This is a genomic window from Halalkalibacter kiskunsagensis (genome assembly GCF_037027555.1).
In the GTDB taxonomy this organism is placed as follows: domain Bacteria; phylum Bacillota; class Bacilli; order Bacillales; family Bacillaceae_D; genus Halalkalibacter; species Halalkalibacter kiskunsagensis.
This window is the reverse complement of the sequence record NZ_JAXBLX010000061.1, coordinates 1-25,461: the sequence shown is the minus strand read 5'-3', so window position 1 is coordinate 25,461 and position 25,461 is coordinate 1. Positions and strand designations below refer to the sequence as shown.

Annotated in this window: 23 protein-coding genes, 1 other RNA gene and 1 riboswitch; of the genes, 2 read left to right on the top strand and 22 right to left on the bottom strand. The window is 38.3% G+C overall.

The window, feature by feature from the left end; genetic code table 11:
• Positions 1-283 precede the first annotated feature (283 nt).
• The 9 genes from thiO to SLH51_RS22260 all read right to left on the bottom strand — a co-directional run bounded on the left by thiO (position 284) and on the right by SLH51_RS22260 (position 7,979).
• Entirely contained in the window at positions 284-1,393 is a 1,110-nt protein-coding gene (gene thiO / locus SLH51_RS22300; RefSeq protein WP_335963756.1) for a glycine oxidase ThiO, read from the bottom strand.
• Positions 1,394-1,420: 27 nt separating this feature from the next.
• Positions 1,421-2,200, bottom strand: coding sequence for a thiazole synthase (locus SLH51_RS22295; protein ID WP_335963755.1), 780 nt, complete (start codon positions 2,198-2,200; stop codon positions 1,421-1,423).
• A gap of 1 nt (position 2,201) precedes the next feature.
• The gene (gene thiS, locus SLH51_RS22290) at positions 2,202-2,399 is read right to left on the bottom strand and encodes a sulfur carrier protein ThiS (protein WP_335963754.1); all 198 of its coding nucleotides are present in this window, start codon (positions 2,397-2,399) and stop codon (positions 2,202-2,204) included.
• Position 2,400: 1 nt separating this feature from the next.
• The gene (thiE, locus tag SLH51_RS22285) at positions 2,401-3,033 is read right to left on the bottom strand and encodes a thiamine phosphate synthase (RefSeq protein ID WP_335963753.1); all 633 of its coding nucleotides are present in this window, start codon (positions 3,031-3,033) and stop codon (positions 2,401-2,403) included.
• Between the two features lie 56 nt (positions 3,034-3,089).
• Positions 3,090-3,197: riboswitch (TPP riboswitch) on the bottom strand.
• Positions 3,198-3,353: 156 nt separating this feature from the next.
• Positions 3,354-4,472, bottom strand: a complete 1,119-nt coding sequence (locus tag SLH51_RS22280; RefSeq protein WP_335963752.1) for a YqgU-like beta propeller domain-containing protein — start codon at positions 4,470-4,472, stop codon at positions 3,354-3,356.
• 316 nt (positions 4,473-4,788) lie between these two features.
• A complete protein-coding gene (aspA, locus tag SLH51_RS22275) occupies positions 4,789-6,204 on the bottom strand; it encodes an aspartate ammonia-lyase (protein WP_335963751.1) in 1,416 nt (471 codons plus the stop codon).
• Positions 6,205-6,281: 77 nt separating this feature from the next.
• Positions 6,282-7,238, bottom strand: coding sequence for an ROK family glucokinase (locus SLH51_RS22270; protein ID WP_335963750.1), 957 nt, complete (start codon positions 7,236-7,238; stop codon positions 6,282-6,284).
• An 18-nt stretch (positions 7,239-7,256) separates the two neighbouring features.
• Entirely contained in the window at positions 7,257-7,448 is a 192-nt protein-coding gene (locus SLH51_RS22265) for a YqgQ family protein (RefSeq protein WP_335963749.1), read from the bottom strand.
• An 18-nt stretch (positions 7,449-7,466) separates the two neighbouring features.
• A complete protein-coding gene (locus tag SLH51_RS22260; RefSeq protein WP_335963748.1) occupies positions 7,467-7,979 on the bottom strand; it encodes a hypothetical protein in 513 nt (170 codons plus the stop codon).
• Positions 7,980-8,147: 168 nt separating this feature from the next.
• On the opposite strand from SLH51_RS22260, the gene SLH51_RS22255 reads away from it, so the two are divergent.
• Positions 8,148-8,555, top strand: a complete 408-nt coding sequence (locus SLH51_RS22255; protein ID WP_335963747.1) for a YueI family protein — start codon at positions 8,148-8,150, stop codon at positions 8,553-8,555.
• 109 nt (positions 8,556-8,664) lie between these two features.
• Here SLH51_RS22255 and SLH51_RS22250 read toward each other — a convergent pair whose 3' ends face one another.
• Positions 8,665-10,128: a spore germination protein gene (locus tag SLH51_RS22250; RefSeq protein WP_335963746.1), complete on the bottom strand. Its 1,464-nt coding sequence runs from the start codon at positions 10,126-10,128 to the stop codon at positions 8,665-8,667.
• A gap of 126 nt (positions 10,129-10,254) precedes the next feature.
• Between SLH51_RS22250 and SLH51_RS22245 the strand changes: the two genes are divergently transcribed.
• Complete coding sequence (locus SLH51_RS22245; protein WP_335963744.1) at positions 10,255-11,133, top strand: hypothetical protein; 879 nt, start codon at positions 10,255-10,257, stop codon at positions 11,131-11,133.
• Here SLH51_RS22245 and SLH51_RS22240 read toward each other — a convergent pair.
• The 12 genes from SLH51_RS22240 to ssrS form a co-directional block, all read right to left on the bottom strand.
• A complete protein-coding gene (locus tag SLH51_RS22240; RefSeq protein WP_335963743.1) occupies positions 11,130-12,632 on the bottom strand; it encodes a rhomboid family intramembrane serine protease in 1,503 nt (500 codons plus the stop codon). The two genes, SLH51_RS22245 and SLH51_RS22240, sit on opposite strands and share 4 nt — an antisense overlap.
• Before the next feature lie 148 nt (positions 12,633-12,780).
• A complete protein-coding gene (locus SLH51_RS22235; protein ID WP_335963742.1) occupies positions 12,781-12,984 on the bottom strand; it encodes a sodium:proton antiporter in 204 nt (67 codons plus the stop codon).
• Between the two features lie 146 nt (positions 12,985-13,130).
• Positions 13,131-14,135, bottom strand: coding sequence for a ThiF family adenylyltransferase (locus SLH51_RS22230; RefSeq protein ID WP_335963741.1), 1,005 nt, complete (start codon positions 14,133-14,135; stop codon positions 13,131-13,133).
• 14 nt (positions 14,136-14,149) lie between these two features.
• Positions 14,150-14,938 (bottom strand): DUF92 domain-containing protein, encoded by a 789-nt coding sequence (locus SLH51_RS22225; RefSeq protein WP_335963740.1) that lies wholly within the window; start codon positions 14,936-14,938, stop codon positions 14,150-14,152.
• A gap of 2 nt (positions 14,939-14,940) precedes the next feature.
• Positions 14,941-15,498 (bottom strand): 5-formyltetrahydrofolate cyclo-ligase, encoded by a 558-nt coding sequence (locus SLH51_RS22220; protein WP_335963739.1) that lies wholly within the window; start codon positions 15,496-15,498, stop codon positions 14,941-14,943.
• A gap of 83 nt (positions 15,499-15,581) precedes the next feature.
• Positions 15,582-15,731, bottom strand: a complete 150-nt coding sequence (gene rpmG, locus SLH51_RS22215; RefSeq protein WP_034624960.1) for a 50S ribosomal protein L33 — start codon at positions 15,729-15,731, stop codon at positions 15,582-15,584.
• 141 nt (positions 15,732-15,872) lie between these two features.
• Positions 15,873-16,424, bottom strand: coding sequence for a hypothetical protein (locus SLH51_RS22210; RefSeq protein ID WP_335963738.1), 552 nt, complete (start codon positions 16,422-16,424; stop codon positions 15,873-15,875).
• Positions 16,425-16,521: 97 nt separating this feature from the next.
• Positions 16,522-18,939, bottom strand: coding sequence for a sugar phosphate nucleotidyltransferase (locus SLH51_RS22205; RefSeq protein ID WP_335963737.1), 2,418 nt, complete (start codon positions 18,937-18,939; stop codon positions 16,522-16,524).
• A gap of 16 nt (positions 18,940-18,955) precedes the next feature.
• Entirely contained in the window at positions 18,956-21,733 is a 2,778-nt protein-coding gene (locus SLH51_RS22200) for a 1,4-alpha-glucan branching protein domain-containing protein (RefSeq protein ID WP_335963736.1), read from the bottom strand.
• 12 nt (positions 21,734-21,745) lie between these two features.
• The gene (locus SLH51_RS22195; protein WP_335963735.1) at positions 21,746-22,384 is read right to left on the bottom strand and encodes a DUF4912 domain-containing protein; all 639 of its coding nucleotides are present in this window, start codon (positions 22,382-22,384) and stop codon (positions 21,746-21,748) included.
• Between the two features lie 502 nt (positions 22,385-22,886).
• Positions 22,887-24,986 (bottom strand): peptidoglycan D,D-transpeptidase FtsI family protein, encoded by a 2,100-nt coding sequence (locus tag SLH51_RS22190; protein ID WP_335963734.1) that lies wholly within the window; start codon positions 24,984-24,986, stop codon positions 22,887-22,889.
• 73 nt (positions 24,987-25,059) lie between these two features.
• Positions 25,060-25,240, bottom strand: a non-coding RNA gene (gene ssrS / locus SLH51_RS22185) — 6S RNA.
• Between the last annotated feature and the right edge of the window lie 221 nt (positions 25,241-25,461).

Sequence of the window (25,461 nt, the reverse complement as noted above, 5' to 3'; positions counted from 1 at the left end):
ATGGCAATGGCTCCACACGCTGCGCGCCTTTTTTGAGAAACCCACTCACAAAAGGCTTAAAAGATAGCAGCGGCTCCACTCATTGCTGAGAGTTGGTACCAAAAGGGGAAATGCACCCCTTTTTGGTAAATTTTCTGTTTATGCGGTATGGCAATGGCTCCACACGCTGCGCGCCTTTTTTGAGAAACCCACTCACAAAAGGCTTAAAAGATAGCAGCGGCTCCGCTCATTGCTGAGAGTTGGTACCAAAAGGGGAAATGCACCCCTTTTGGTACCAACTCTCTTATGTAAATCGTTCTGGTTTACATGATGCTAATGGTGCGTATGCTTCTTTTTCTTCTAATAGATCCGCTACAGCAACAGCAGTTACTGGGCTAAGTAAGATTCCATTTCGGTAATGCCCCGTTGCAAAGATAATATGTGGGGCTTGCTCGAGTTTCCCAATAAGTGGGAAGCCATCTTGCGTTGCTGGTCGTAATCCTGCCCATGTATGAAATGGTGTTTCTTTTGCTAGAAATGGAAAGACATGCTTATTCCAGTTAGTTAATCGTGCAATTCCTTTATCCGTTACATCAGTACGAAATCCAGCTATATCTTCAGATGCACCATTTACTAATGTTCCATTTGCTTTTGGAACGAGGTAGCCTTGACTTGTGTATATGATATGTTTCACTTGATTAGTTGGTACTTCGTATGCACATATCTGCCCACGGATCGGATAGACGGGAATACGAAGACCGAATGTCTCTTCTAATTCACTAGACCAAGCACCCGAGCTAATAATTAGACGATCTCCAATAAACTCACGACCGTCCTTTGCGCGTAATTCAACTGACTGTTCCCACTCGATTACCTCTACCTCGTCAAGGTGTTCAACAATGTTTACTCCATTTACGCGACAAGCTTGTTCTAATGCTCTCACATAATCTGGCGCAAAAACATGACTCTCCTCAGGATAATACATAGCCGCCTTCACATCTTTAGAAAGAGCAGGCTCCATCTTCCATAATTGTTCACCCGAAATTAATTCGGCTTCCGCTCCCCATTCACTCTGCCACGACTGTCTCGTTTCAAGAGCGAGCACATCAGCGTCATGATAGACGGCGTGCAGGCTTCCGCTCTCCGAATATTCAAAGTCCAACTTCGATACTTCTTTGACATCACCTTGCCACTTTTTATACATTCGTAAGCTATCAAGACACAATTTGAAGAAATCATCGGGATCCTCTCCAATTTCTGAAAAAGGAGCAAGCATGCCAGCTGCTGCTCCAGACGCTTGTCCCCCACAACTGGTTTTCTCCAAAACTGTCACATCATAATTACGTCTACTAAGCTCGAATGCTGTCGCTAAGCCAATGACGCCCCCTCCTAGAATAACTACTTTCTCTTTCACAAATTTCCCCCCAATTAACCATTCTTCCTACTTTGAAACAAATGTAGTAAGACCACTACTAGCTGTTGCATACTTCTTCTTTTGGATCCTTCCTGCTTCATACGATAATCTTCCTGCTTCAATTGCATATTTCATTGCATGAGCCATCTTTACAGGGTCCTTCGCCTTTGCTACTGGTGTATTCATTAAAACACCATCTGCCCCTAGCTCCATTGCCTGAGCTACATCCATAGCCGAACCGAGTCCAGCGTCAACGATAATTGGTACATTGGCTTGTTCAATAATTAATTCAAGGTTATAAGGATTTAAAATCCCTAAACCTGTTCCAATGGGAGCGCCTCCTGGCATCACTGCAGCAGCTCCAGCTTCTTCTAATTTTTTACAAAGAACGGGATCATCCGATGTATACGGTAAGACGATGAAACCTTCCTTAGCTAATACCTCTGTCGCCTTTAATGTCTCGATTGGATCAGGTAAAAGTGTCTTCTCATCAACACTTATTTCAACTTTAATCCAATCACTTAATCCTGATGCTTTTGCAAGTCTGGCAATTCGAATCGCTTCTTCTGCCGTTTTTGCACCAGACGTATTCGGCAAATACGTGAAAGACATTCCTTCTAAATGTTGTAAAATAGCATCTTCGTTTGGAGCACCTAAGTTCACTCTTCGAATAGCAAATGTTAAGACTTCTGCTTCTGAAGCTTTAATCGCTTCATTTTGCACAAATGGATTTGGGTACCTTCCTGTTCCAAGAAAGAAACGTGATGATAATTCTTTCCCTGCTATCGTTAATTTTGTTTGTTTCATATCATCCACCTCCAACAAATTGAACGAGCTCAATTCTCATTCCTTCATGTAATTTTTTTTCAGACCAATTAGCACGTTCAATAATTCTACCTTCAACCTCAGTTACAACTAGATGAGGTTCAAGGTCAAAATGAGACACGATCTCTTCAAGAGTAGAAACCTCTACGTTGTGTTCTTCTCCATTAATTAGTAGCCGCACTTTACTTCTCTCCCTTTGTAGCTAATATTTTCGTAAATTGCTCACAAACTCCTTTAATATCGTCAGCTCCAACGATTTCAGAAATCATGCAAATTCTAGTTGCACCTGCTTCTATTACTTGATCAACATTATGAAGTTTAATCCCGCCGATCGCGACAAATGGGATCGTAATTTCCGAAGCGACTTGTTGAATGTATTCAGTCGTAACCGGATCAACAACATCGACTTTGCTATTTGTATGAAAAATAGGACCCACTCCAATATAATCTGCACCATTTACTTGCGCCTCACGTGCCTCGTCGATATGATGAGTTGAAATACCAATTATTTTATCTTGTCCCATAATGTTTCTTGCATCAGCAAGAGGCAAATCATCTTGACCAAGATGAATCCCATCAGCGTCCACTGCAAGAGCAACATCAATATGGTCATTAACAATAAATGTTACATCATGTTTTTTTGTTAATTCTCGTAATGCTTTTGCTTTCATTAATACTTCTCTCTTACTGCTTGTCTTATCTCGTAATTGAATGATATCCACTCCACCAAGAATCGCTTCCTCCATTACTTCTATGAGTTCTCGACCTTGATGAAACTCTTCACCCGTTATTGCATATAATTTAAATTCTTTCATACTAGCCCCACCTTTATGATAAAAATCCAAAAAAAAGCCGCATCCGAACATACGGAATACGACTGCGACGACTTCCCTACGCTGGCGTGATCCAGATCAGGTATAAGGGTAAAAGGCAAAGCCTTTTTCTCAGTCCACTTATGCAGACACCCCTAGTCTTGAAAATACAAGTTATTATCTCCATTATGACAGACTGCTTCAAAAATGCAAGAGGCGCAATATTTATGTGTATTCAAAAAGCTTCATCACGACTTTATGTCGTTATTTAGGAGATGGTCAAATAAAAATAAAAATTCCTTTTTAAATAACCTGTTTCGAATTTATTCTATCCACATTTGTACAAGCGTACCTTCTTGTAGATCATAAACATATTCAAACCGTTCACCAATAAGAATACTAGAACCCGTTGGTGAAATGGAAATTGGGACATGCTTTTCTAATGAGATTAATTTTTCTTCAGAATCATCTTGCACATTATAGGCAATTAACTCATATCCATCTTCATAACTAAAATAATCACCACTATACTTTGGACGCAAGTAATAGAAAATGCCATTGTTATCGTCATATGAGTAATATGGGATCCACCATTGTTCAGAATACGTGTTGAGGATTGGCATCTCAATTTTTCTATACAGCTGTTGTTCATCATAAAAGCGGTAGACAGAATAAAGATCATAAATAGAATCAACTGTAACAGAAAGCGATAAACCATCTGGAAAGCTCATAAAAGCAATAACTGCATCCTTCCATCTTTTTGTTTCCCCACTTTCGATATCTATTTCATATAGCGGAGCCTGATAATTCGGTTCCAACTCTTCCCATTTCAAATACCCTACTTTTGATTCTGAGATCCACTGAAAGTAAGAGTGTGACAGTCCCATATCAGTTATCGTCTTCTGCTCAACATTCCCTGTATACGTTTCAAACTTCCAGTCAGGCAAATAAGCAACCATTACAAATGTCTGTTTGTCATATGGGTTCCAATATATTGTATATTCATCTCCATAATCCTTAATCGTCCAAACAATCTCCCCGAGGTCATTCACGATCTTTAAATGCGCCCGCGCATCCACTGAAAGATATTGTACAGCAAACAAGGAATAGTCAGCATTTGCACTGACGTCTAATATCCAACCATCTTCTTTAAAAAAAACTGATGTTTCCCCTGAAAAAAGATCATGTGTATGTAAACTGAACATCTCATTTCCCTCTTGCAAAAAAAGAATTGTATCTTCGTCATACCAACTCATTACTTCTAAAACAGGGAGTTTATTTTGTATTGGTGTGATAACTGAACCTGTAAAAAATGAATAAGGTACATTACGCTTAACAGGCATTTCATTCAAACTTTTTGGAGCAAGCTGAATCAAATTAGATGTTTGGGAACAGGCTGAAACTGTGAAAAGAACTAATATAATTACTATCAAATGTTTCATGTAACCTTGTCCCCCCAATTTCTTTCTATTTCTTACACATTTATTAGACGAATTAACTCATTAAAATGTTTCAATAATTATAAAAATTGATTAAGGTCCACAAAAAAAAGACTTATCACCTTCAGCAAACTCCAAATCGCGCCTACACTTACTTCAGTGCACTATTTTCTTGAAGGAAGCTGAATTTTTAAGTCATTCGAGCTCGTTCTAATGAGCTCTTCTACTGATATATATTTGTAGAGAGAATAACCCACAAGGTCGTTTGAACTTGTGAGTTATTTGCAACAAAGAAAAACCGTGTGGCTTTCTAGATAGCTTAACCTTGAATAAATCGTGAACCAGCAATACCAGGATTCGTCATTTCTTTCGGATCAAGAATTTCATTTAATTCTTCTTCAGACAAAATTCCTCTTTCAAGACATATTTCACGAACTGGTCTATTTGTTCGGATCGCTTCTTTAGCTACTCTTGAGGCAACCTCATATCCAACATGAGGATTTATTGCTGTAACAATTCCTACACTATTTTCAACCATCTCACGGCACCTGTCAACATTTGCAGTTAACCCTTCAATAGCGTACTTCCGGAAAACACTTATTCCATTTTGTAAAATAGAAAATGATTGCAATAAGTTAAATACCAACACTGGCTCCATTACATTAAGTTCTAACTGACCTGCTTCTGAAGCAAGACTAATCGTATGATCATTCCCAATTACTTGAAAAGAAATTTGATTAATCACTTCACACATTACAGGATTTACTTTTCCAGGCATAATAGAAGAACCTGGTTGTCTTGAAGGCAAATTTATCTCATTTAATCCGGTACGTGGACCAGAACTCATTAGACGGAGGTCATTTGCCATTTTCGATAAATTGATTGCCATAATTTTCAAAGCACTAGATACCTCTGTATATGCATCTGTATTCTGAGTTGCATCAACTAGATTCTCCGCCGTCTTAAAAGGATATCCCGTTATATCAGATAAATATATAGCTACTTTCTTAATGTATTCAGGCTTTGCATTAAGACCCGTTCCAACAGCCGTTGCTCCCATATTGATCTCAAATAAATGACCAACCGAACGTTTAATCCTTCCAAGATCTCGGTTAAGAACTCGCTGATAGGCACCGAACTCTTGTCCCAATCGAATCGGAACAGCATCCTGCAAATGAGTCCGACCCATTTTTAATACATTATCAAATTCCTTTTCTTTTTCTTTAATAGCAACAATTAATTTGCTTAATTCTCCCGTTAAACCATCCGCCAGCCGAAGGGATGCAATATGAATGGCTGTTGGGAACGCATCGTTAGTTGATTGGGCCATATTTACATGTGTATTCGGACTCACACGCATATACTCACCCTTTTGACCACCAAGTAGTTCAATCGCTCGGTTTGCTATCACTTCATTCGCATTCATATTAAAGGACGTTCCAGCTCCACCTTGAATGGCATCAACAATAAACTGATCTTGATGCTTCCCATTCACTAGTTCTTCTGCAGCTTCAATAATGGCGTCTGCTATATTTACTCTAAGTACTCCAACATCTCTGTTAGCCATTGCAGCTGCTTTTTTTACATATCCGAATGCTCGTATAAGCTCAGGATGTGGTGGATATCCTGTTATTGGGAAATTCTCTCTTGCACGAACTGTTTGAATTCCGTAATAAGCTTCTTTCGGGACTTGTTTTTCTCCAATTAAATCTCGTTCCGTCCGGTATTCTGACATCCGATTTGGCTCCTTTGTACTATGATGATTGTCCTTATGATATCGTATGTACACCACAATTTAATTGTGACCAGACATTACCCCTGCTTTGCCAGCCAGGCTCCTCCAATTACCCCTGCATCATTTCCAAGTGTTGCAACCTTAAATTTACAACCTTCTTCTACACGTGGCAATGCGAAACGTTTAAACTGTTCTTTAAGAGGATTCAATAACAAATCTCCAGCTTTAGAAACGCCTCCACCAAGAACTATAATTTCAGGATTTAGAGCATTTGCTAAATTGGCTAGAGCTAATCCAAGATGAAAACATACATCTTCTATTATAGATTTCGCAAGTTCGTCCTCTTCTTTTGCAGCATCAAACACATCTTTTGCTGTAAGCGTTCCTTCACGCTCAAATACCGTTTGAAGATTGCTGTTAGGTTGTTTTTTCAAACCTTCTATTGCCAATCTTGCAATCCCAGTAGCAGATGCGACTGTCTCAAGACATCCTGTTTTTCCGCAGTTACACGACGCTCCTGATTCATCCGTAATGGAAGTAAGGTGACCGATTTCTCCAGCCATGCCATTTACACCATGAAGGATTTGACCGTTGACAATAATTCCTCCGCCTACACCCGTTCCAAGAGTAACACAAAGCAAATTCTTTGCTTCATCTCCGGCTCCTCGCCACATCTCTCCTAAAGCTGCAATGTTTGCATCATTATCAACCGTTACAGATAATCCCGTTTCTTTTTCGAGTTCATCTTTTAGAGCGAAATTCTTCCAGCCAATATTAACAGCATGATAAATAAATCCGGTAGCCATATTAATAAAACCAGGTGCCCCTAATCCCATTGCTACAAGTGCATCATTCGTTGCACCAAGTTCTACACGTTTGCTTTCAATTGCCTTCGCTATATCACTAGTAATGTGTTTCCCACCATCCACTTTATTCGTAGGAATCTCCCACTTCGTAACAATGTCCCCTTCTAACGTCACAAAAGCCAACTTAATTGTCGTTCCACCAATATCAACACCAACAAACCATTTCATCGACACCATTCTCCACCTCTAATTTATTGATTTATTCTCATTTCGTAAGATGAGCAATCCCAGTTGAAACATCTCTGCATCAATAATCTTCCAATTATAAAGTTCACGTAGCTCTTCCTCCATCAGAGAAAGATCCAAAGAACGATCGCGTGTGTAAACAATCGTCCCGTGATTTTTAAGCAGCTGTCTTACATCGTACATTGTTTTCATGCGCTCACCTCTCATTCATTATAACAGCTTCAATACGGTTACGAAAAGAAGCCAAATAAGAGGAGCATACGCTATATAGGAATAACGCCAAAGCGCTTTCCGAATTTGCATCTGAACATATAAACCAAGACCTAATGCCGCTGTAAACAATAAAGCCGCCGCAATAGTGAAGAATGTTCTTAATTCTAATAAACCCCATTCTATCCCCATTATAAAAAACAAAAGCGCAAGCACCGAAAAGAGAATTTTATCTTCTGGATGAAAAAAGCCAAGTGTAGGATGAAAACGACTAAAACAAGCGACAATAAAAAGTAACGCAAGAATTGCTAATACAATTTCAATAAAGCGTAATCCGATCCAACCAGTTATAAACATACCTGTGATCATCCCAATGTAACATAAAAACAAAAAAAACAAAGAAAATAAAATAAACTGAATTGGTCTTACAGGATCTCTTGGTGCTGCTAGCAACCCACCAATCGTCATACCTATTGTAAAAACAAACACTAAAATAATCATCGTAAACCACATGGAGAACACCTTCCTTTTTTATTAAGCGTTTTCGAAATGACAAATTACGCACAAAATAGTAAGGAATCAAAAGGTAATTTGTTCTTATGATATGATATGTCTGTAAACAAAAATAAGAAGGACAAGAAGAGAACTTGTTCAAATGAAATGAAGAAATGAGGGACGACAATGGACCAAAAGGTACAAGACATCATTGATCGCGCACTTTATGGAACGCCCGAAATCAAACCAGAAGAAAGACAATTATTTTTAACAACTATTCTCGAACGAATCCATTTAGTTCTTACAAAAAGGCAAGTGATTCACAAGGGGATGTATTCAGAAGTTCTACAAATAATGAAAACAAAGTCAAATCTACACCTATACGTAAACAGCAATTTAAACTATGGGAACTATTCCAATTACATTCAAGAAGCAAATAAATTAGGCATTCGCTTTACCATTGTTACACCACAAAAACAAACTCCATTTGGACTCGTGGTTGCAAACGAAACTCAAGCAATCGATAGTACAGACATCTTTGTGAAAGATGACTTATTCGAACGGGATATGGAAGAGTCAGCAACCGGTTTTTAGAAACGCCTCTAAGTGATCTTTTCTTAGATAAACTTTCTTGCTTCTTTAAATTCACTTAAATGTGAAAAGCCTAAGAGACCACGCAAACCTTCGTGGTCTCTTAGGCTTTTCATCTATCCGGGTCATTCGGGTGTACTGTTGATGGTCTTTGCTTTTTAAGTGGCATCGATACTCTGAATAATACATCTCGAAGAGCTTGAGCATTAAACGGTAGGAAGGGCCACATATAAGGTGTACCTAATGGGTGAAGGCGTACAAGCATCAGCAACCAGATAGTAATTCCAATGACAAAACCAGCTACTCCAAATATCACTGTAACAATTAGTAGAACTACCCTTATTAAACGATTGGCTAGACTCATTTCATAACTTGGAGTCGCAAATGTTCCAACAGCAGCTACCGCTAAATAAAGAACTACTTCAGGCGAAAATAGTCCAACATTAATTGCCACTTCGCCAATTAAAAGAGCAGCAACAAGACCTAATGCTGTTGCAAGAGCATTGGGAGTATGTATAGCTGCCATTCTGAGCATCTCAATTCCAATTTCAGCTACAAGAAACTGTGCATATAAAGGAACAGTCCCTTCTTCTTCAGCACCAATAAAAGCTAGTGCTTCTGGAGTTAATTGATCATTTGTAGCTAATAAATACCAAAGAGGCAATAAAAAGATTGAAGCCCAAACCGCCGCGTACCGAACGATTCGTAAACTTGTTCCAACAACCGGCTTTTGGCGATATTCCTCAACATGTTGCATATGGTGCCAAAACGTTGTCGGTGAGATCATCACACTTGGGGAACCATCAACCATAATGATGACGTGGCCTTCAAGTAAATGGGTAGCCGCGACATCCGGACGTTCTGTGTAACGTACCATTGGATACGGATTAGTATTATGCCCAAAGACAAATTCCTCTATTGTCTTATCGCCCATTGGCAATCCATCCGTATCGATTTTCTCTAACGCTTCCTTAAGCTTTGTTACATATTCTTGATCTGCAATATCAGCAATATAGGAAATGGCTAAATCAGATTTAGATCGACGTCCTACAGACACATATTCTACTCTCATTGTTCTATCTCTTATGCGCCGTCTCATAAGTGCTGCATTCATTACTAGAGTCTCAACAAACCCATCCTTAGAACCACGAATAACCTTTTCTGTATCCGGCTCTTCTGGTCCTCTTACGGGATATTCACGTGTGTCAATTAAAATAACTTTATCAATACCTTCAACAACAAGAGCCGCTGGACCTGCAAGAATTTGGTCTACAACATTATCTAAATCATCGGTCGCCTCTATTTCTGCATAAGGAATGTAGTGCTTCATCAATCGATCCAAAGGCCGATCTGCTAAATCAGAAGCGGTTATTCGAAGTAATTCTCGCTGAATCTGTGTGATTGCTTCGTCCTTACCAAATCCATCAACGAGAAAGAGCGACATTTCTCGTTCACCATGCTCAAGTTCCAAATGTATTAAGTCAAAACTCTTGTCAACAGCTAATTCCTTTTTCAAAAAATCAATATTCTGTTTATATATGATTGAAACAGGGTGTCCTCCCTTATTTACGCTCACTAATGTCACCTCCAATTCCTTTTCATTATTTGCTCCAAAATCCAAATTCATGCATAGGAGCATGCATATTGCCTTATTGAAATACATATAAATGTGGCAAATAGTTTGTCCATTGGAGGAACGACAATGAAAAAATGGAAATTCGCTATTACCTTACTTATAACATCATTTTGTGTTGGGCTTTTCCTCGTCATCACAATTAAACCTGAGCCATTACGTGATGCCTTAATTTTTTTTCCGCTAGATCCTAATGCAACGTTTGAGGAAGCAACTTCACACATTGAGTTTCAAGCAATGGAAGATGAGGATGAGTATATTTTAGATTGGAGTGTAACATCTGTTTTAAATCAACCTGCTTATTTACGACAAGATGTATCATTACTATTTGAAGACGGTTATTTAAAAGATACTCTTTCTTCATGGCGTGAAAATACGGAGGTGATCGAAATGGAGAAAGATGTAAAGGCTGATGACAGTGGTCATTATCGCGTTGTTACCTTTCATCATGCCGAATTACATTATCCAAATGATGTAATAAAAAGTGCACAAAAGCTTAGCTTTGATCAACTCTATGTCATTGACTCACCACTTACTCCTTTACATGCTTTTCGTGAGCCGAGCACAGAGGAAGAAAAAGAAAGCAAAAGAATTCTCGATTATATTCTAAAACAGCAACAAGATTATGATTGGGACGCATTATTTGAATATTACAACCTACCTAAAGATGAATATAAACGAATAGCATTAACCGATTTAGTGCAATACGAACACGAGCCATTACCAGGATTAACGAAAGAGAAAACCGCTCAATTTCTTGGCGGTCTCTGGGAAGGGTTATACAAAAATTACGTGCTTGGTATAACAAAACATGATGGGACCACCGTAAGCCCCATCGGTAGCACAGTTCCAGTGATTCTTGTTCCTACAGCTGCCGATCATTTCTTTGTTCTATTTAGAACCTCAGATGGAGAGCCAATTCAACTATTGCAAACAATACAGCATTAATGCTGTATACGCTCTTGTAAATCGAGGTAAGTATCGTCAGGTGACAAATCAATCGCACGATTAACCGATGCACGAGCTTCCTCGATTTGATCAAGTTCTAAATAAATAAGTGCCAAATTATAATGGGCTTCATGGAATTCATACCTTTTTTCGATCGTTTCTAACAGAAGCTCTCTCGCCACTTCATAATTTTCGAACTTTGCTTCAGCATATGCTAATAGAAAGGTTGCTTCTGGAATATCCAAACCTTCTTCCACTGCTCTTTTTAAAAAAGGGTAAGCTTTTTCAAGCTCATCTTGTTGCAGGTACTCCTGACCAATTTGTAACTCTACCATGGGCGAACTCACTTTTTGTTCATTATTTATCCCAAATCGAAAAAGGCCAAATAACAAAAGTATCATTATAATAGCAACGAGAGGCTGCTTATACGTTGTTTTGTGTTTTGGCAAATGAACGATGGCGCACGCAAGAAATCCGCCAAGAAGCCCACCGATATGTGCCCCATTATCAACCATCGGAACGACAAATCCAAAAACTAAATTTATTGCCAATATTGTTAGCACACTTTTTCCCATTGTTCTAAAAAACAATTTTTTATAGATTGTTCCAAAATATAGCAATGCCCCAAAACATCCAAAAATAGCTCCTGATGCACCTGCTGCTACTTGTTCATTAAAAGCAAAACTCGCTATTGAACCAGTCAATCCAGCTAAAAAATAAATGATTAAAAAACGAGACGTTCCATACATCCTTTCGACTGCTCCACCAAGATAAAACAGAGCAATTGAATTCATAAATAAATGTAGAAAGGTAATATGGAGAAACATCGCTGATAGTAAGCGCCACCATTCCCCTGCAATTATTAGCGGGTTATATTTAGCACCAAATTCAATTAGCGTCAGAACGGAGGTACTTCCTCCATTCTTTTCTACTACAGAAAACATAGCGGCAATACAACATAACAAAATCACTGTTGCAATTGGTTTGCCATGTAAAAACAATGACTTTTCTTTCTCTTCATGAGCATTTGTTATTTGAGTAATCTGCTGTTTCAAGTGAAAAATAGCGCTCTCTAACTCTTCTACGGTTTCAATGGACGGAGCATCAGGAAGTTTCATCCTCTCAGTATTTCTTCTATCTAGTACTGCAGTATAAACAGTCGTTCGTTTTTTGTGGCTCTCAAAATACGGTTTTGTGACATCTTCAAAAGAATCAACAGGGGGATTCATACTAATATACAAATTTTCACCAATTAGCTTCCGGACACGAAGGTGACGTCTAACACGTTCAAACTGCTTCACTGATTCAACAGCATCTCTTCTTAACCAACTGGCAAATTCTATATCCGTACGAATGATTCGTAAAACTTTACGAGGCTTAGCCTCCTCATCCTCTAACAAGAACTCTTGTTCTCTTTTGTCAAGAACACGGAACCCCTTTTCTAAAACATAGTGATGAATCAACCTCCAAAAGAAATAATCATGCTCTAACGATTCCATATAACCCCCCTCTCTTTTATAGTTTATTCTTACAATTATTATAGCAAGAATTTCTCTTTCTAGAAGTATGCGATTGAAAGACAAAATTCAAAGCAAAGGGCCTGCCTTCTAGAAACCAACTCTTCTAGAAGACAGACCCTCTTTACTTTTATACAGTTTCTTGCGGTCGATTTGATTGTAAAATCGAACCTAGTACCTTATCGCGAATAAAAGGAATTTGCATCGCAAATGCTACTGCGAGTTTGCGTAGCATCCGGCGACCTAGAAACGCATTTAACACACGATAGCGATACTTATACGCAAAGTACACCGAGAAAACAAGTGATAGAATAGAAATGAGACGTTGAAACATAATCATCCCTCCTCTTCCTTACTTTGCGTGTGAATTCATCATTTTATCCATAATTATGAAAGAAAATGTTCACAATCGTTAAATGATGCTTATTCCTTCATTTATGGTCAACAACTTCCTTATTTTTCACACAAAACATAAATCCTTTATCCCCCCATATATTTACTATAGAGTGATTTAGCTCGAGTTATTTCTTCTGTCCCTTGTACAAGCACTCTTCCATCTGGAAATAGAACCAGCCGTTCTCCTTCTAGAAGCTGTGCTCTCAATAGAAATGGAGTTAGTTTGATTTGTGCAACCGATTCTAACGTAGTAGCCCATCTTTTTAAATCAATAGGCGTGTTTCGTTGTATTTGTACCGTTTCTCTTCCACACAGCGTCGTAACATGATCCCCTTCATCCATTAGAGCAGGATAATCTTTCTTTTGGCATGTCGGACAACTCTCTTTTGCGTTATTCATCTTTAAATCAAATTGATGATTTTTCCATAAATCAAAACTACGCAAAGTACCTCTGAGTGTTTCCTCATCACCGACAAGATACTTAAGTGCCTCTACCACTTGATAAGATGCAACTATATCAACTACAGGGCTAATCACTCCAATCGTATCACAAGTTTGACCATTGCCATCACCTTGATTAATAAAACAACGCAAACACGGTGTTTTCCCTGGAATAAATAAGGCAGACATTCCCCTTGAACTAACTGCGCCTCCATATGCAAAAGGGATTCCTTCTTTATAGCACATATCATTTAAAAGAAACCGAGTTCGAAAGTTATCAGTACCGTCTAACACAAGATCGATCCCTTCAATTAATGAAGGTAAATTATCTACAGTTACATCTGTAACAACGCCTTCTATTTTAATATCTGAATTAATCGCTTTCAGTTTGCGTTCTGCAGCAATTGCTTTTGGCAAACTTTCCTTCACATCACTTTCATCAAAAAGCATTTGTCTCTGAAGATTACTCATCTCAACATAATCTCTATCAGCAAAACGAACTAGCCCTACACCTGCTCGAACTAAATGATTAGCAAGTACTGTACCTAGTGCACCCACGCCTACAATTAAAACCGACTTTTTCGAGAGCAACCTCTGCCCTTTCTCACCTATAGGTGAGAATCGAACTTGTCTTGAGTAACGTTCCATTGATGTCTTCCTCCTTATACAAACAACCAGCCTATCAAAATACCGAGTAACGCAGCAATGAGTGTACAGCCAGCATTCACAATGTCATTATCAACCCAACCTCTACCACTCACACGAACAGTTTTTACGCTGCAATGAGTCTTTCGTTCCGTCTCAGTAGAGCAGGAAGGACAACGATAAACAACTTGCCAAATGGCTCCGAGTACTGTATCAACTACGTTACCGATAAATCCAGCCAAAGTCAAAACAATCAATAAAATATGGCTATTATAGTGGTCACCCCACCAAAAAAAAATTGAAAGAACAACGATTAGAAAACTTCCAGCAAAAGCAGCAGATGATCCAAGAGCTGTTATCGCTCCTGATGTTCCAACTTCTACACGTTCTCTTTTTATTATATGAAATGGGCGATATTTACTATATGGTCCGATCTCAGAAGCCCATGTATCAGAGTTAGCTGCAGCTAGGCTCGCTACAAAACCACAAATGAGGTAAGGAGAAGGATAAATAAGATAAATTAGTGATAATAAGGAAGCCATTCCCCCATTTGCAAGTACTTGAATGGCATCTCTATGCCCACCCTTCTCAACTATATCGGATTCTTTGTTATGGTCCTTTAATGAACCAAGTATAGTAGAGCTCAAAAAAAACATTCCAAGTAAGAGCAGTCCATATAAGCCAAAGCCAATGGAGATAAATCCTCCAACAAAACATGCTGCAATAGCTCCTGACCATGTTAATTTCTTTTTAAAATAAGCAATTGTAGCTAGAAGAAAAACTCCTATTAATAGTATAATCGTCATCACTAATAAAAACCTGATGGAGAGATAATGTGATCTACTTTTCGATCATGTTTCTCAATAGGAAGCTCTTGTACTATTTGACATGGAAAGGCTAATGATATTGTAATAGCATCAACTGTCGGAAGAAATCGATCATAAAAACCTCCTCCAAACCCTAAACGATAACCATTTTTATCAAATGCTAAACCAGGAACAATGACTAAATCAATCTCAGCATGATTAACAGACGAACAGTACTTAACCATTGGTTCTTTCAAACTGTAAGGACGCTCTTCTAAATGATCGAATCTAGTAATTTCATAGAATGTCATAAGCCTTGTTTTAAAGTTTGCGCGGGGAACAACAACCCGTTTCCCTTCCTCCCATGCCTTTCTAATTAAATAATATGTATCAACCTCGCGACCACGAGATATTGTAAATGCAATAACATTTGCCTTTTTCCAATAAGTTGAAGAGATAAGATGCAAAGCAATTTCAAAAGACCATTTTGTATACGACTTTTCCGATAGCATTTCTAATGCACGGTTTACTTTTTTTCGTATAATTTGCTTTTTTTCCAAAATTCTCACTCGCTCTCATTCTTTTCGGAGAGGAACCTCCAAGATGGAATTAAAAAGAAAAAAGCAGCGGAGAATCCAGCTGCTTACTTTGTTTCACGGTGTAACGTATGACGCTTTAATCTTGGGCTGTATTTCTTGAATTCAATACGCTCAGGATTTGTGCGTTTATTTTTTGTTGTAATATAGTTACGATCTCCTGTCTCAGTGCAGGCAAGAGTTACTTGTACACGCATTTGCTATCCCTCCAAACTGTGCTTACTTCATACTTGAATATGATAGCAAATCTTCGCGCTTCAATCAAGTGTTTTTTCTGCTAGAAAGTGCAGAACGTAAGCACATCGAGATAAATTAAGAGTACTTAACGTCCACATTCCTCATTTTAATGTTTGTTTAGTCACCACTTGTTTCAATTTATCAAACGTAGCTTGTTGATAATGTTTTACATACACTTCCTTTTCAGTTTGACCAAAAACTTCCCAAATACGACCATACGTTTCCTGAGAAGGTTCCATTTGAAGCTTTGAAACAATCATACTTTCTTGTCCATCTCTACATAATGGAGCAAGCACTAAAGTACCTTCCCGGTCGCACCAAACCTTTTCTTTCTTTCCAACAGCTAGTTGACAATTTATTTCGTTATGAAAACGTGCTGCTAGAAGAGAAAGATATGGTTGTCCAGAATGTAAAATGGTCTGTTTTGAAGGTGAAACAAACGATATTTGTCGTGTAAATGCCGCAAGATTCTGTTGATGAAATACTAATCGTATATCTCTTTTTTTATCTGATTGATTCTTTACAATAACTGTATAAACGAAACCAAGTTCCTTATCAAACCGTTCTTTTAAAATAGTTACTTGAAATTCCCACTGCTTATGATAAGCAACAATAATGGATAATGCCCCTCCTTTGCTTTCCCTCGGTGACATATCCCATTCCTCACTACTAAGCCATGAGCATCTCCCATTTAACCAAACTCCCAAACTTTTATGCGAGTATAGGCTTTCTTTTAGAAAGGCAAGCTTATTAGGTTGTTTGTTGTTTAATAACATTAATTTGTTCAATATATTCACCTGCCAATTGTTTTGCATGTGCTCCATCTTTAGATTGAGCATATACAGTGAAAGTTGCTTGGTCTTGGTCAGGAACGATAAAAGTCCAACTTCCTTCTTGATGTCTTACTTTCATACCATCTATTAATTCAACATTTTTTCCTTTTAGTGATTCCATTAACTTTCTCATTACTATGCCTTTTTGTTGTGTTTGGCAATCGACCTCTTGTTTATAAATAGCTTGCGTTGGAAGTTCACTTAAAACACCTGAAAGTGTTACATTACTTTCTGTTAAAAAGTCCAATAAATGTACAATGGCAAACGGGGCGTCATAGGCCATCATTTGAACAGTTCCTTCAGACTCCATCATCGCTCGTGCTGAAGTTTTTGTTCGAATCAGCTTCTTATCATAGCTTGCAGCTATCTCTTCGAGTGCGGACCCACCATAAAGAGGAATCGCAAGTTCTGAACGTAACCCTTTTTCAAATTGCATATAAATAAACAATGTTAATTGTTCTTCTTCTGTTACAAGTTGTCCCTCAGAAGTCATTAAGCTTATAAATTCGCCACTTTCTCCTACCATGACTCCTAAATCGAGACTGTTATTTTTCATATAATCACTCATCGATTCCACTTTAACTTCACGCGGTATCCTATGAATCTCACATCCTAATCTAGAAAGAAGATTAGAGAGATAAGAATGTTGTTCTGTTGTTTCATCATGAAGAGCCACCTGCCATTTTTCACTTCTGATAGCGCCCTCATTTACATCAAGTAATAGTTGCTTCGTGTATCTATCTTCAAGTTGGTTGTCAATTAAATACTCTCCAACATAATCAAATGCCACACGGCGGTATGATTGAAATGCCATCACTTGCTCTAACTCACGTTGCTCGGACGTACTAATCGGGTATCCTTGTTCATTGAAAAACTCTATGACCATTTGTTTTTCTTCAGCACGATCAGCTATTCGTAAATAAATTCCGCCTCCTACATTAGCCATTTCAACACTATATCTTAGAATAGGAAGCATCGTATGTCCAAGTTCAATGACATGAATGCCTGACGCTTGTAAACTTTGAACGAGTGATAGTTTCATAACCTGTGAGAAAGGGTGGTTATCATTTGCTATTAATACTTTCGTCCCTTGATTAAGCATGCTTCCATATGCTGCACCTAATTTAGCTGCATCTTCAGGTGTTATCTCAACATTAGCAACCCCACTAGCGCGATGGCCTTTTAATATCGACTGTGCACCTACTTCATTCCATACATAGGCTTGCGGTACAGTTGTTGCCGCATCAATACGCTTGTAAGGCCAAACTTTTACTTCTGGTTGTACTTTCGCCTCTTCCCCGATAATAGTGTGATGTCCAATGACAGCATCTTCATATACAGTTGCTTTTGTACCAACTGTAATACCTTGACACAATGTTGAACCTCTTAGCTCACAATCATCTCCAAGATAACCACCGTTCCACACTACTGACCGCTTAAGGGAAGCTCTATTCGAAATAGTAGAATCAGATCCAATGACTGTATGTTCGGCTAGGCGCGCACCTGACCGAATAATTGTATTAGATCCAATTGAAACCGGCCCTTCAATCTTGGCCCCCTCTTCAATGATGACATTTTCGCCAACCCAAATAGATGGTTCTATTTCAGTTCCTTGAATGCTCGCATCAAGGGATCTATTTAATAAATCACAATGAGCTTGTCTGTACTGTTTTAAGTTACCTATATCTGACCAATACCCATCAGCTGCATAGCCAAACATAGCTGATTCTTCAGCTAACAATTTCGGGAACACATCTTTACTAAAGTCAACAACTTGATCTTCCTCTATATAGGAGAAAATACTTGGGTCCATAATGTAAATTCCCGTATTAACCGTATCACTAAACACCTCACTCCAACTTGGTTTTTCAAGGAAACGAACAATCTTATCTTGTTCGTTTGTCATAATGACTCCAAATTCAAGTGGACACTCAACTTGTTTCATAAAAATAGTTACAAGGCTTTCCTTCTTTTCGTGGAAGTCAATTCCCGCACTAAGATCAAAATCGGTTAGTGCATCTCCACTCACGACGATGAAAGGCTCATCCAAAAAGGCTTCTGCTTGCTTTACACTACCAGCTGTTCCTAAAGGAGTTGTCTCTTCAAAATAAGTTAAATTAACCCCAAATTTGGAGCCATCTCCAAAGTAATCTCGTATTACATCAGGTAGGTATTGAACAGTTACGGCAATATCTGTAATACCATACTTCTTCAAAAGCTCTATACTATATTGCATTACTGGTTTTTGTACTAGAGGAACCATTGGTTTTGGTACATTACAAGTTAATGGACGTAATCTCGTCCCTTTTCCTCCAGCCATGATAACACCTTTCATCTCATCTGCCTCCTCATTAGATAGTTAGTTCTAGTTCTCCTTCTAAGCACAGAACCATTTCTTTTTCTGTTTGTTTTGCAATTGTTTCCCAATCAAAGCGTGTCTTTACATCGTGTAACCCTTGCTGTGCCAATCCCTCTCGTAAAATCGGGTGATTATATAAATACAGAACTTGTGTGACAAGACTCTGTTCATCTCCTGGATAGAACTTGACACCATTCTCATTATGGCGGATAATCCCAGCTAACCCACCTGTATCAGACACCATAGTCGCTTTATTTGCAGCTAAACCTTCAAGCGCAACGATACCAAATGGCTCGTAAAGGCTCGGGAAAATTGTTGCATCACAACGGTTGAACCATTCATTTCTTTCTTCATCACTAACAAAACCAAGAAATGTTACAAATGATTCTAATTGTCTTTCATAAACTTGTTGTTTAAACTCATCAAGCATTGGTCCTTTTCCTGCAATAACAAAACGGATGTTCACATTTTTTTCCTTTAATATTGCTGCAGCATTTATTACCGTTTGATATCCTTTTTCTCGAACAATTCTGCCAACAGAAAATACAGTAAACGTATCATTTGAAGTTATATTTGCAGTACTACTCGTATATGGTTGCAACAGATCAGGATCGACCCCATTAGGAATCACAGCTAGTTTCTCATCAGGTAAGGAGAAAATTGACTGAAGCTCTTCCTTCATATAGTCACTGCAAACAATGACTCGATCTGCATCATATGTTAATTCCCACTCTTTTTGATTAATTTCATACTGTAATTCACTGTGAATCCCGTTATTTCGTCCATGCTCTGTTGCATGAATTGTTGCTAGAAGAGGAATGTTCAAGGCCTGTTTTAGCCCTTTGGCAGCAACCCCGACTAACCAGTCATGTGCATGAATAATATCAAACTGCTGCTTTCTGGAAAGTTGAATAACATAGCGGGTCATAGCCAAATTCAAGCTTCCCACCCAATCAAAAAATTGGTTAGCTTCTGGTTGAAGTCCTTTAATGCGATGTACATGAACACCTTGATTTACTTCATAATTTGGGTAACCATGAACATAAGAGGTAACTACATGTACTTCATGCCCTTCTTTTACCATCGCTCTTGACAGGTCATAAACATGTCGAGATAAACCTCCTACCATCATTGGAGGGAATTCCCAGCTGAGCATTAAAATTGACCGTTTTTTCTCGTTATCTAATTCTTCTTTGGATTGCACGTATGCATCGTGAGGAGAAACGAATAGGCTCTCATCAACATCTTGTAAAAATGGAAAACTCTCTTCTACTGTTGTAATCCATGAATCATGAATCGCCCCCTGCAACAACTTTTCTTTTATTGCATCAAATCGACTCAAATGGTGAGAAAAGCGCTCCTGTGCATATTGAACAGCACTTTGTCCATCCATTATGAAAGCCCAGTCACTACTCACTGCCAACATCCATTCACGAACCATTTGTTTTAAATAACGTTTTTCTAATTGGGTTGGATTTGAATACAGCGCAACGATTGTCGCCAGATCAGTTTCCATTCTATGATGGTGGCGATAAAGATGCTGGTTGGTTTCATTTACCCAGACATGGCCATATCCTTCACGTCCCCATGTAGAGAATGAGACATGAGATGTTTCAAAGTCTTGATAATAACGATCAATATAGCTTTCTGGTGTTATAAACTGAATTCGATTCTGTCCCTTTTCTAACACTTGTCCTATCCATTCAGGTCCCTCAAACCACCAATGTCCGAATAACTCTGCATCAAAGGGGGTAACCATTAGGTAAGGAGGAAAGCACTGATCTCCATGTACATCAATTTCCTGTTCGATGGAATATATAAAGTCATCTGCATGACCTGCAAGCTTGCCTTCAGCCCATTCTCGAACATAAATGTCCTTATCTTCCATCTGACCAGTTATTCTCTTATGCTTAATTCCAGTATCAATTCGAACTTCTTCATGTACATAGGGTTTGATATATTCCCACTCACGCTCATAAGCAATATCACGATAAAATTCACGATAATCGACATCACCAGGATAACCTAGTGTTGAACTCCATACTTTACTAGATAGGTCTGTGTTTCTTGGAAAAAGAATAAGCCCATGCGGAGAATAGATCGGAGAACCACTTCCTTTTGAAGGAGTCGGATCTGCATTCAAAAGAGCATGCTCATCAACAAAAGAATAAACAATTCCTTCCTCAACTAAAATCCGATCAATTCCTGGAGCAAACGCACATTCTGGTAACCAAAATCCCTTAGGCTTTGAACCAAAATGTTGTTCAAAACAACGAATTGCTTCGACTACTTGAGATCGGATTGCAGCTTTTGTTTTCACGTACGGTAAAAATGCATGTGTCGCTGAACTGGTAATACATCTAATAACCTTTCTTTCAAACAAATCACGATAACCAACTATCAAGTTTTTATTTAAATCAAGAAATGTTTTCTTAATTTTCTGATAACGTTTAATGTAGAATGAGATTAAGTCACACTCTTTTTGTGTTTGTGCATTCTCTTCTTCTTTTTGAAGTAGTTCTTCAGTTTTAATAATATATTCTAGATAGCGTTCTTGAATGACTTGGTCTGCAAGCATTTCCATTACAGGTGGTGAAAATGAAATCGTTAGAGCATCTTCGATACTAACTCTTTCTAATTCCCACAACAATGGAATGTATGATTCTGTTATAGCTTCAAATAACCAACGCTCCTCTATTCTCCCTTCTTCCTTATGACGAACATAGGGAAGATGTGCGTGTAATACTAATGAGTAATAACCTTCCTTCAAAACAAATCCCCCCTACTTTACCTTCTCATAATATGAATAAGTACTAAAATGCTCAAGCCATTGTGGTTCGCTTGAATTTCCCTCTTTCCACTGATTTACAGCATCAACATGTAATCCTTTCGATGCTTCATCTGAACGTGGAGTATCAATTGCATTGGAACGAATTAATGAAAGAAACGAGCCTTGCCTTGTCCAAATTCCTAAATCAACTATGTAAGTTCTATTTGGTTCTAGATTTTGAATCATCCAATTGTTCGTCATTTCAGGTAAAGAAATGTCGAAATAACGATGTGCATTGTGCCCATTAAAATCTAACATTGTGCAGTCATATATTCGTAACTGTTTGTTCAATTCATGCCAAGGTAGACGACATTGATGCTCTATAATTTGTCTTAAAGATGAACTAATTTCCCAAAAAACATATACTACCTTAGGACTTTGCGAAAGCAATGTAATCTCATCTCTCTCATAACTGTCAGGTACAATTAGTTCAAAATGATAGTCATTCTCTTTATTTTCCTCAAGCTGTTGTTTGTGCTTTTGATAACGATATTGTACTTTTCCCACTGTTGTATTTAGCTCCTTTGCAATTTTACGGAAGGAATAGCCCTGTTCCCGTAAGTTTAGAATCTCTTCGATCAACTTCTTCACCTCCAATCAAATAATTGCATTTTCAATTTATAGCAAATTCAGAATATGAATTTCCTTAATGATGTAAGTCTTGATTGTATTTCTTTTTTTTTGTTATATTCATCATACAGGTCTCATTTTAAAGGAACAAGAAGGTGAATTTGTCTTATTTTGTCGCACCTTTGTCTGACACCATTTTCCTAAATCAAAAAAATTATTCGCCTTTTTTCGCCAGTATTTTTTGTCGCTTTAAGTCAGTAATTTAATGTCGAATGAAAGGTAACGATATCGAAATTTTATTTATTAGGTTCGAATTGTCGAATAAAGTTTTTTTACACAGTTTTTTCGGCATCATTTTTTATCGAAACCGAACAATAAATTCACTAAATAGACTAATTCTACTTATAAATCATAAGTTTTTTCTATTATGGCAACCTGGGAAACGACCTTACTCAGAAAAAAAGGCTTTACTCGAAATAATATCGAGTAAAGCCTTTTTGTATATATCCCTAAAGAAACTCTTCTAATTATAATCTGGTTGTTCAAGTACTGGTCGATCTGCTTTAGTTGGACCGATGCGAACTTCTTTCATTTCAAAATAAGCATCTAACGCTTGACTTGCAATTTCTTGTGCCATCCCTTGCCTTCCACCATTTCTTTCCAACTTCACATTTGGGACAACGATGGCAAAAGCAATTTCAGGGTTTTTATACGGTGCATACCCGACTAAGGTCTGTGTATTCCCATCAATAAGCCTACGGTTATCTCCCTCTCCAACAGCAACACTTACCTGTGCTGTCCCTGTCTTTCCAGCAGGTTGGTACGTTTTATTAGCAAAACGGCTACTCGCTGTTCCACTAGTCATAACATTACGCAAGCCTTGTTGAACACGAGAAATATACTCATCACTCATGTCAACTCGATTTAACACACTCGGTTCAAACTTTTGAACAACCGCACCTTGACCTTCTGGACTAGATATCGGTTCCCGAATTTCTGTTACAAGGCGCGGTTGCATCCTTACTCCATCGTTTGCAATTGTTGATATATACTGAGCTAATTGAAGTGTAGTATACGTATCATACTGTCCAATCATGATGTCAAGTAAGTTCCCATAAATTGACGTTCCCCCAGTTAACCCCGACGAACTTGATGGCAAGTCTATCCCTGTATCAGATCCCAAACCAAACTGGCTAAAGTAATACCTAATTTCGTTATAAGCACCTTCAACAGAATTGTTTGTCCAGTTGCAGTTGTTAGGATAGTAGCAACCGGCCATTCTCATTGCAATCTCAAACATATATACATTTGACGACACTTCAAGCGCTCGCAAATCATTCAGCCACCCGTAATTTCTAACGGACTTCTTTTCAGGTGTTGAAGGCAAACGAATCGGTCTGTCGTTAAAGCTATTGCCAGGGTGAGTTACTCCAGTTTGAAAGCCAGTCAACACAGATGCTGCTTTAACTGATGAACCCATTTCAAATGATTTTGTAACATTTCCTATATGATCTGCGTAATTATCATAACTGACACCAACCGGATCGTTGAAGCCAGCCATTGATAAAATATCGCCAGTTCTCGGATCCATAAATACAGCATAAGCAGAACGATCCAAAATAAAAGAGTTTCCTGCTTTTTTCATTTCTTCGTCAATAATCTCTTCTAGACGTTGCTGCAATTCCATATCCAAGCTTAAGACAAGATCATTTCCACGCTGCCCGAGTCGTTCGTTCACATAACTTTCGACAGTTTGTCCTCCACTTGATTGTGTAATGTTCTCGACAATTGCTTTTTGTCCACGTAGAACATCCTCATATTGTAACTCCAGGAAACTAGTTCCTACTAAGTCTGAACGATCGTATCCTCTTGATAAATAATAATCGACCTTTTCTCTTGGAATCGGCCCTGTAGACCCAAATAAACTTCGAAAAGAATTTCCATACACATAACTTCTTCGTGAATCTCGCAATATATCGATACCAGGAAGTCGATATAGATTTTCACTCAAAAGATGAGCCTCTTCTTCAGTAATGCCCCGTTTGATTCTTTGCGGAGAATTTGCGTAACCTCTAGACATTTCACGGTATATCGCTAACACACGTAAATCTTGTTCAGATAATGCTTCAATAGCTTCATCTGGGACACGTTCAACTTCTAATTGATATTCTTCCGACGTGTGATCTAACTCATTTCTTTCTTCACGACTTACAAGCTCATACCTTTGATCCTCAGTCATTCCAATCAAAAGGTAATCCCTCTTGTCTCGCTCTGTAATTCGATCTGTTTCAACAGTAATTAATTTCTCAAGCTCATGTGCAATGGAGATCATTGCATCAGTACTTGTTGTTCTCGAAGGATTCGTATATGTAACAGATAATTCAAGCTCATTATCTACAACAACATTTCCAAGTCGATCATACATAAGCCCTCGTGGTGCATCTATTCGTGCTGTGGTATTGCTCGTCTTCTCAAGCTCTTTAACAAATTCTTGACCCTCAACAATTTGAACAACTCCTAAGCGAAGAATAAGTGCTGAAAATAAGATAAATACAGCAAAGAAAAGAACATTCAAACGAGTTGACACATGTTGTTTTTTCTTAAACTTGAAAGATTTCCCCACTATTTTCTCCTCCTATACCTTCTCTAAACAATAGAATAGACACCTACATAAAGGTGTCTAAAACATTCCATAGTCGTAACCCGCGTATGCCGTTGCTTCAGTTGTTTCATGAACCTACTCTCGTAGGTGGGTGTTCGCAGAATTTCATTCAGCTTCCAGAACGTGCTGGCATGCTGGCAGATCTTCAATATAAAACTCCCTTAAATAAATCAAGGTTCGAAACAAGGAGAAGCTAACAAACACGGCAGGCAACTTTTTATTTATGCCTTTATTATAGCATACGCTCTATTAATATCAAAAGAGAAACGAACCAGAAATTGTAGAAGGGAATTCAAGTTAGGTAAAAAAGGGAACACCACCCTTTTTTACCATTTAATTAAGCTTACTCATGTGAAGAGGCAATGGCTTCGCTCGCAGCCCGCTTACTCTGACAAGACCACTCAGAGTAAGCTTTAAAACAATGCAGCGGCTTCAC

Bases quoted from the DNA above. Each gene is read 5' to 3' on its own strand.
- SLH51_RS22280 (WP_335963752.1), bottom strand. From the start codon at position 4,472: ATGAAACATTTGATAGTAATTATATTAGTTCTTTTCACAGTTTCAGCC.
- SLH51_RS22235 (WP_335963742.1), bottom strand. From the start codon at position 12,984: ATGTTTCAACGTCTCATTTCTATTCTATCACTTGTTTTCTCGGTGTAC.
- SLH51_RS22240 (WP_335963743.1), bottom strand. From the start codon at position 12,632: ATGGAATCGTTAGAGCATGATTATTTCTTTTGGAGGTTGATTCATCAC.
- SLH51_RS22265 (WP_335963749.1), bottom strand. From the start codon at position 7,448: ATGAAAACAATGTACGATGTAAGACAGCTGCTTAAAAATCACGGGACG.
- SLH51_RS22245 (WP_335963744.1), top strand. From the start codon at position 10,255: ATGAAAAAATGGAAATTCGCTATTACCTTACTTATAACATCATTTTGT.
- thiE (WP_335963753.1), bottom strand. From the start codon at position 3,033: ATGAAAGAATTTAAATTATATGCAATAACGGGTGAAGAGTTTCATCAA.
- aspA (WP_335963751.1), bottom strand. From the start codon at position 6,204: ATGTCAGAATACCGGACGGAACGAGATTTAATTGGAGAAAAACAAGTC.
- SLH51_RS22230 (WP_335963741.1), bottom strand. From the start codon at position 14,135: ATGGAACGTTACTCAAGACAAGTTCGATTCTCACCTATAGGTGAGAAA.
- SLH51_RS22205 (WP_335963737.1), bottom strand. From the start codon at position 18,939: ATGAAAGGTGTTATCATGGCTGGAGGAAAAGGGACGAGATTACGTCCA.
- SLH51_RS22295 (WP_335963755.1), bottom strand. From the start codon at position 2,200: ATGAAACAAACAAAATTAACGATAGCAGGGAAAGAATTATCATCACGT.
- SLH51_RS22225 (WP_335963740.1), bottom strand. From the start codon at position 14,938: ATGACGATTATACTATTAATAGGAGTTTTTCTTCTAGCTACAATTGCT.
- SLH51_RS22270 (WP_335963750.1), bottom strand. From the start codon at position 7,238: ATGAAATGGTTTGTTGGTGTTGATATTGGTGGAACGACAATTAAGTTG.
- SLH51_RS22210 (WP_335963738.1), bottom strand. From the start codon at position 16,424: ATGTCACCGAGGGAAAGCAAAGGAGGGGCATTATCCATTATTGTTGCT.
- rpmG (WP_034624960.1), bottom strand. From the start codon at position 15,731: ATGCGTGTACAAGTAACTCTTGCCTGCACTGAGACAGGAGATCGTAAC.
- SLH51_RS22255 (WP_335963747.1), top strand. From the start codon at position 8,148: ATGGACCAAAAGGTACAAGACATCATTGATCGCGCACTTTATGGAACG.
- SLH51_RS22260 (WP_335963748.1), bottom strand. From the start codon at position 7,979: ATGTGGTTTACGATGATTATTTTAGTGTTTGTTTTTACAATAGGTATG.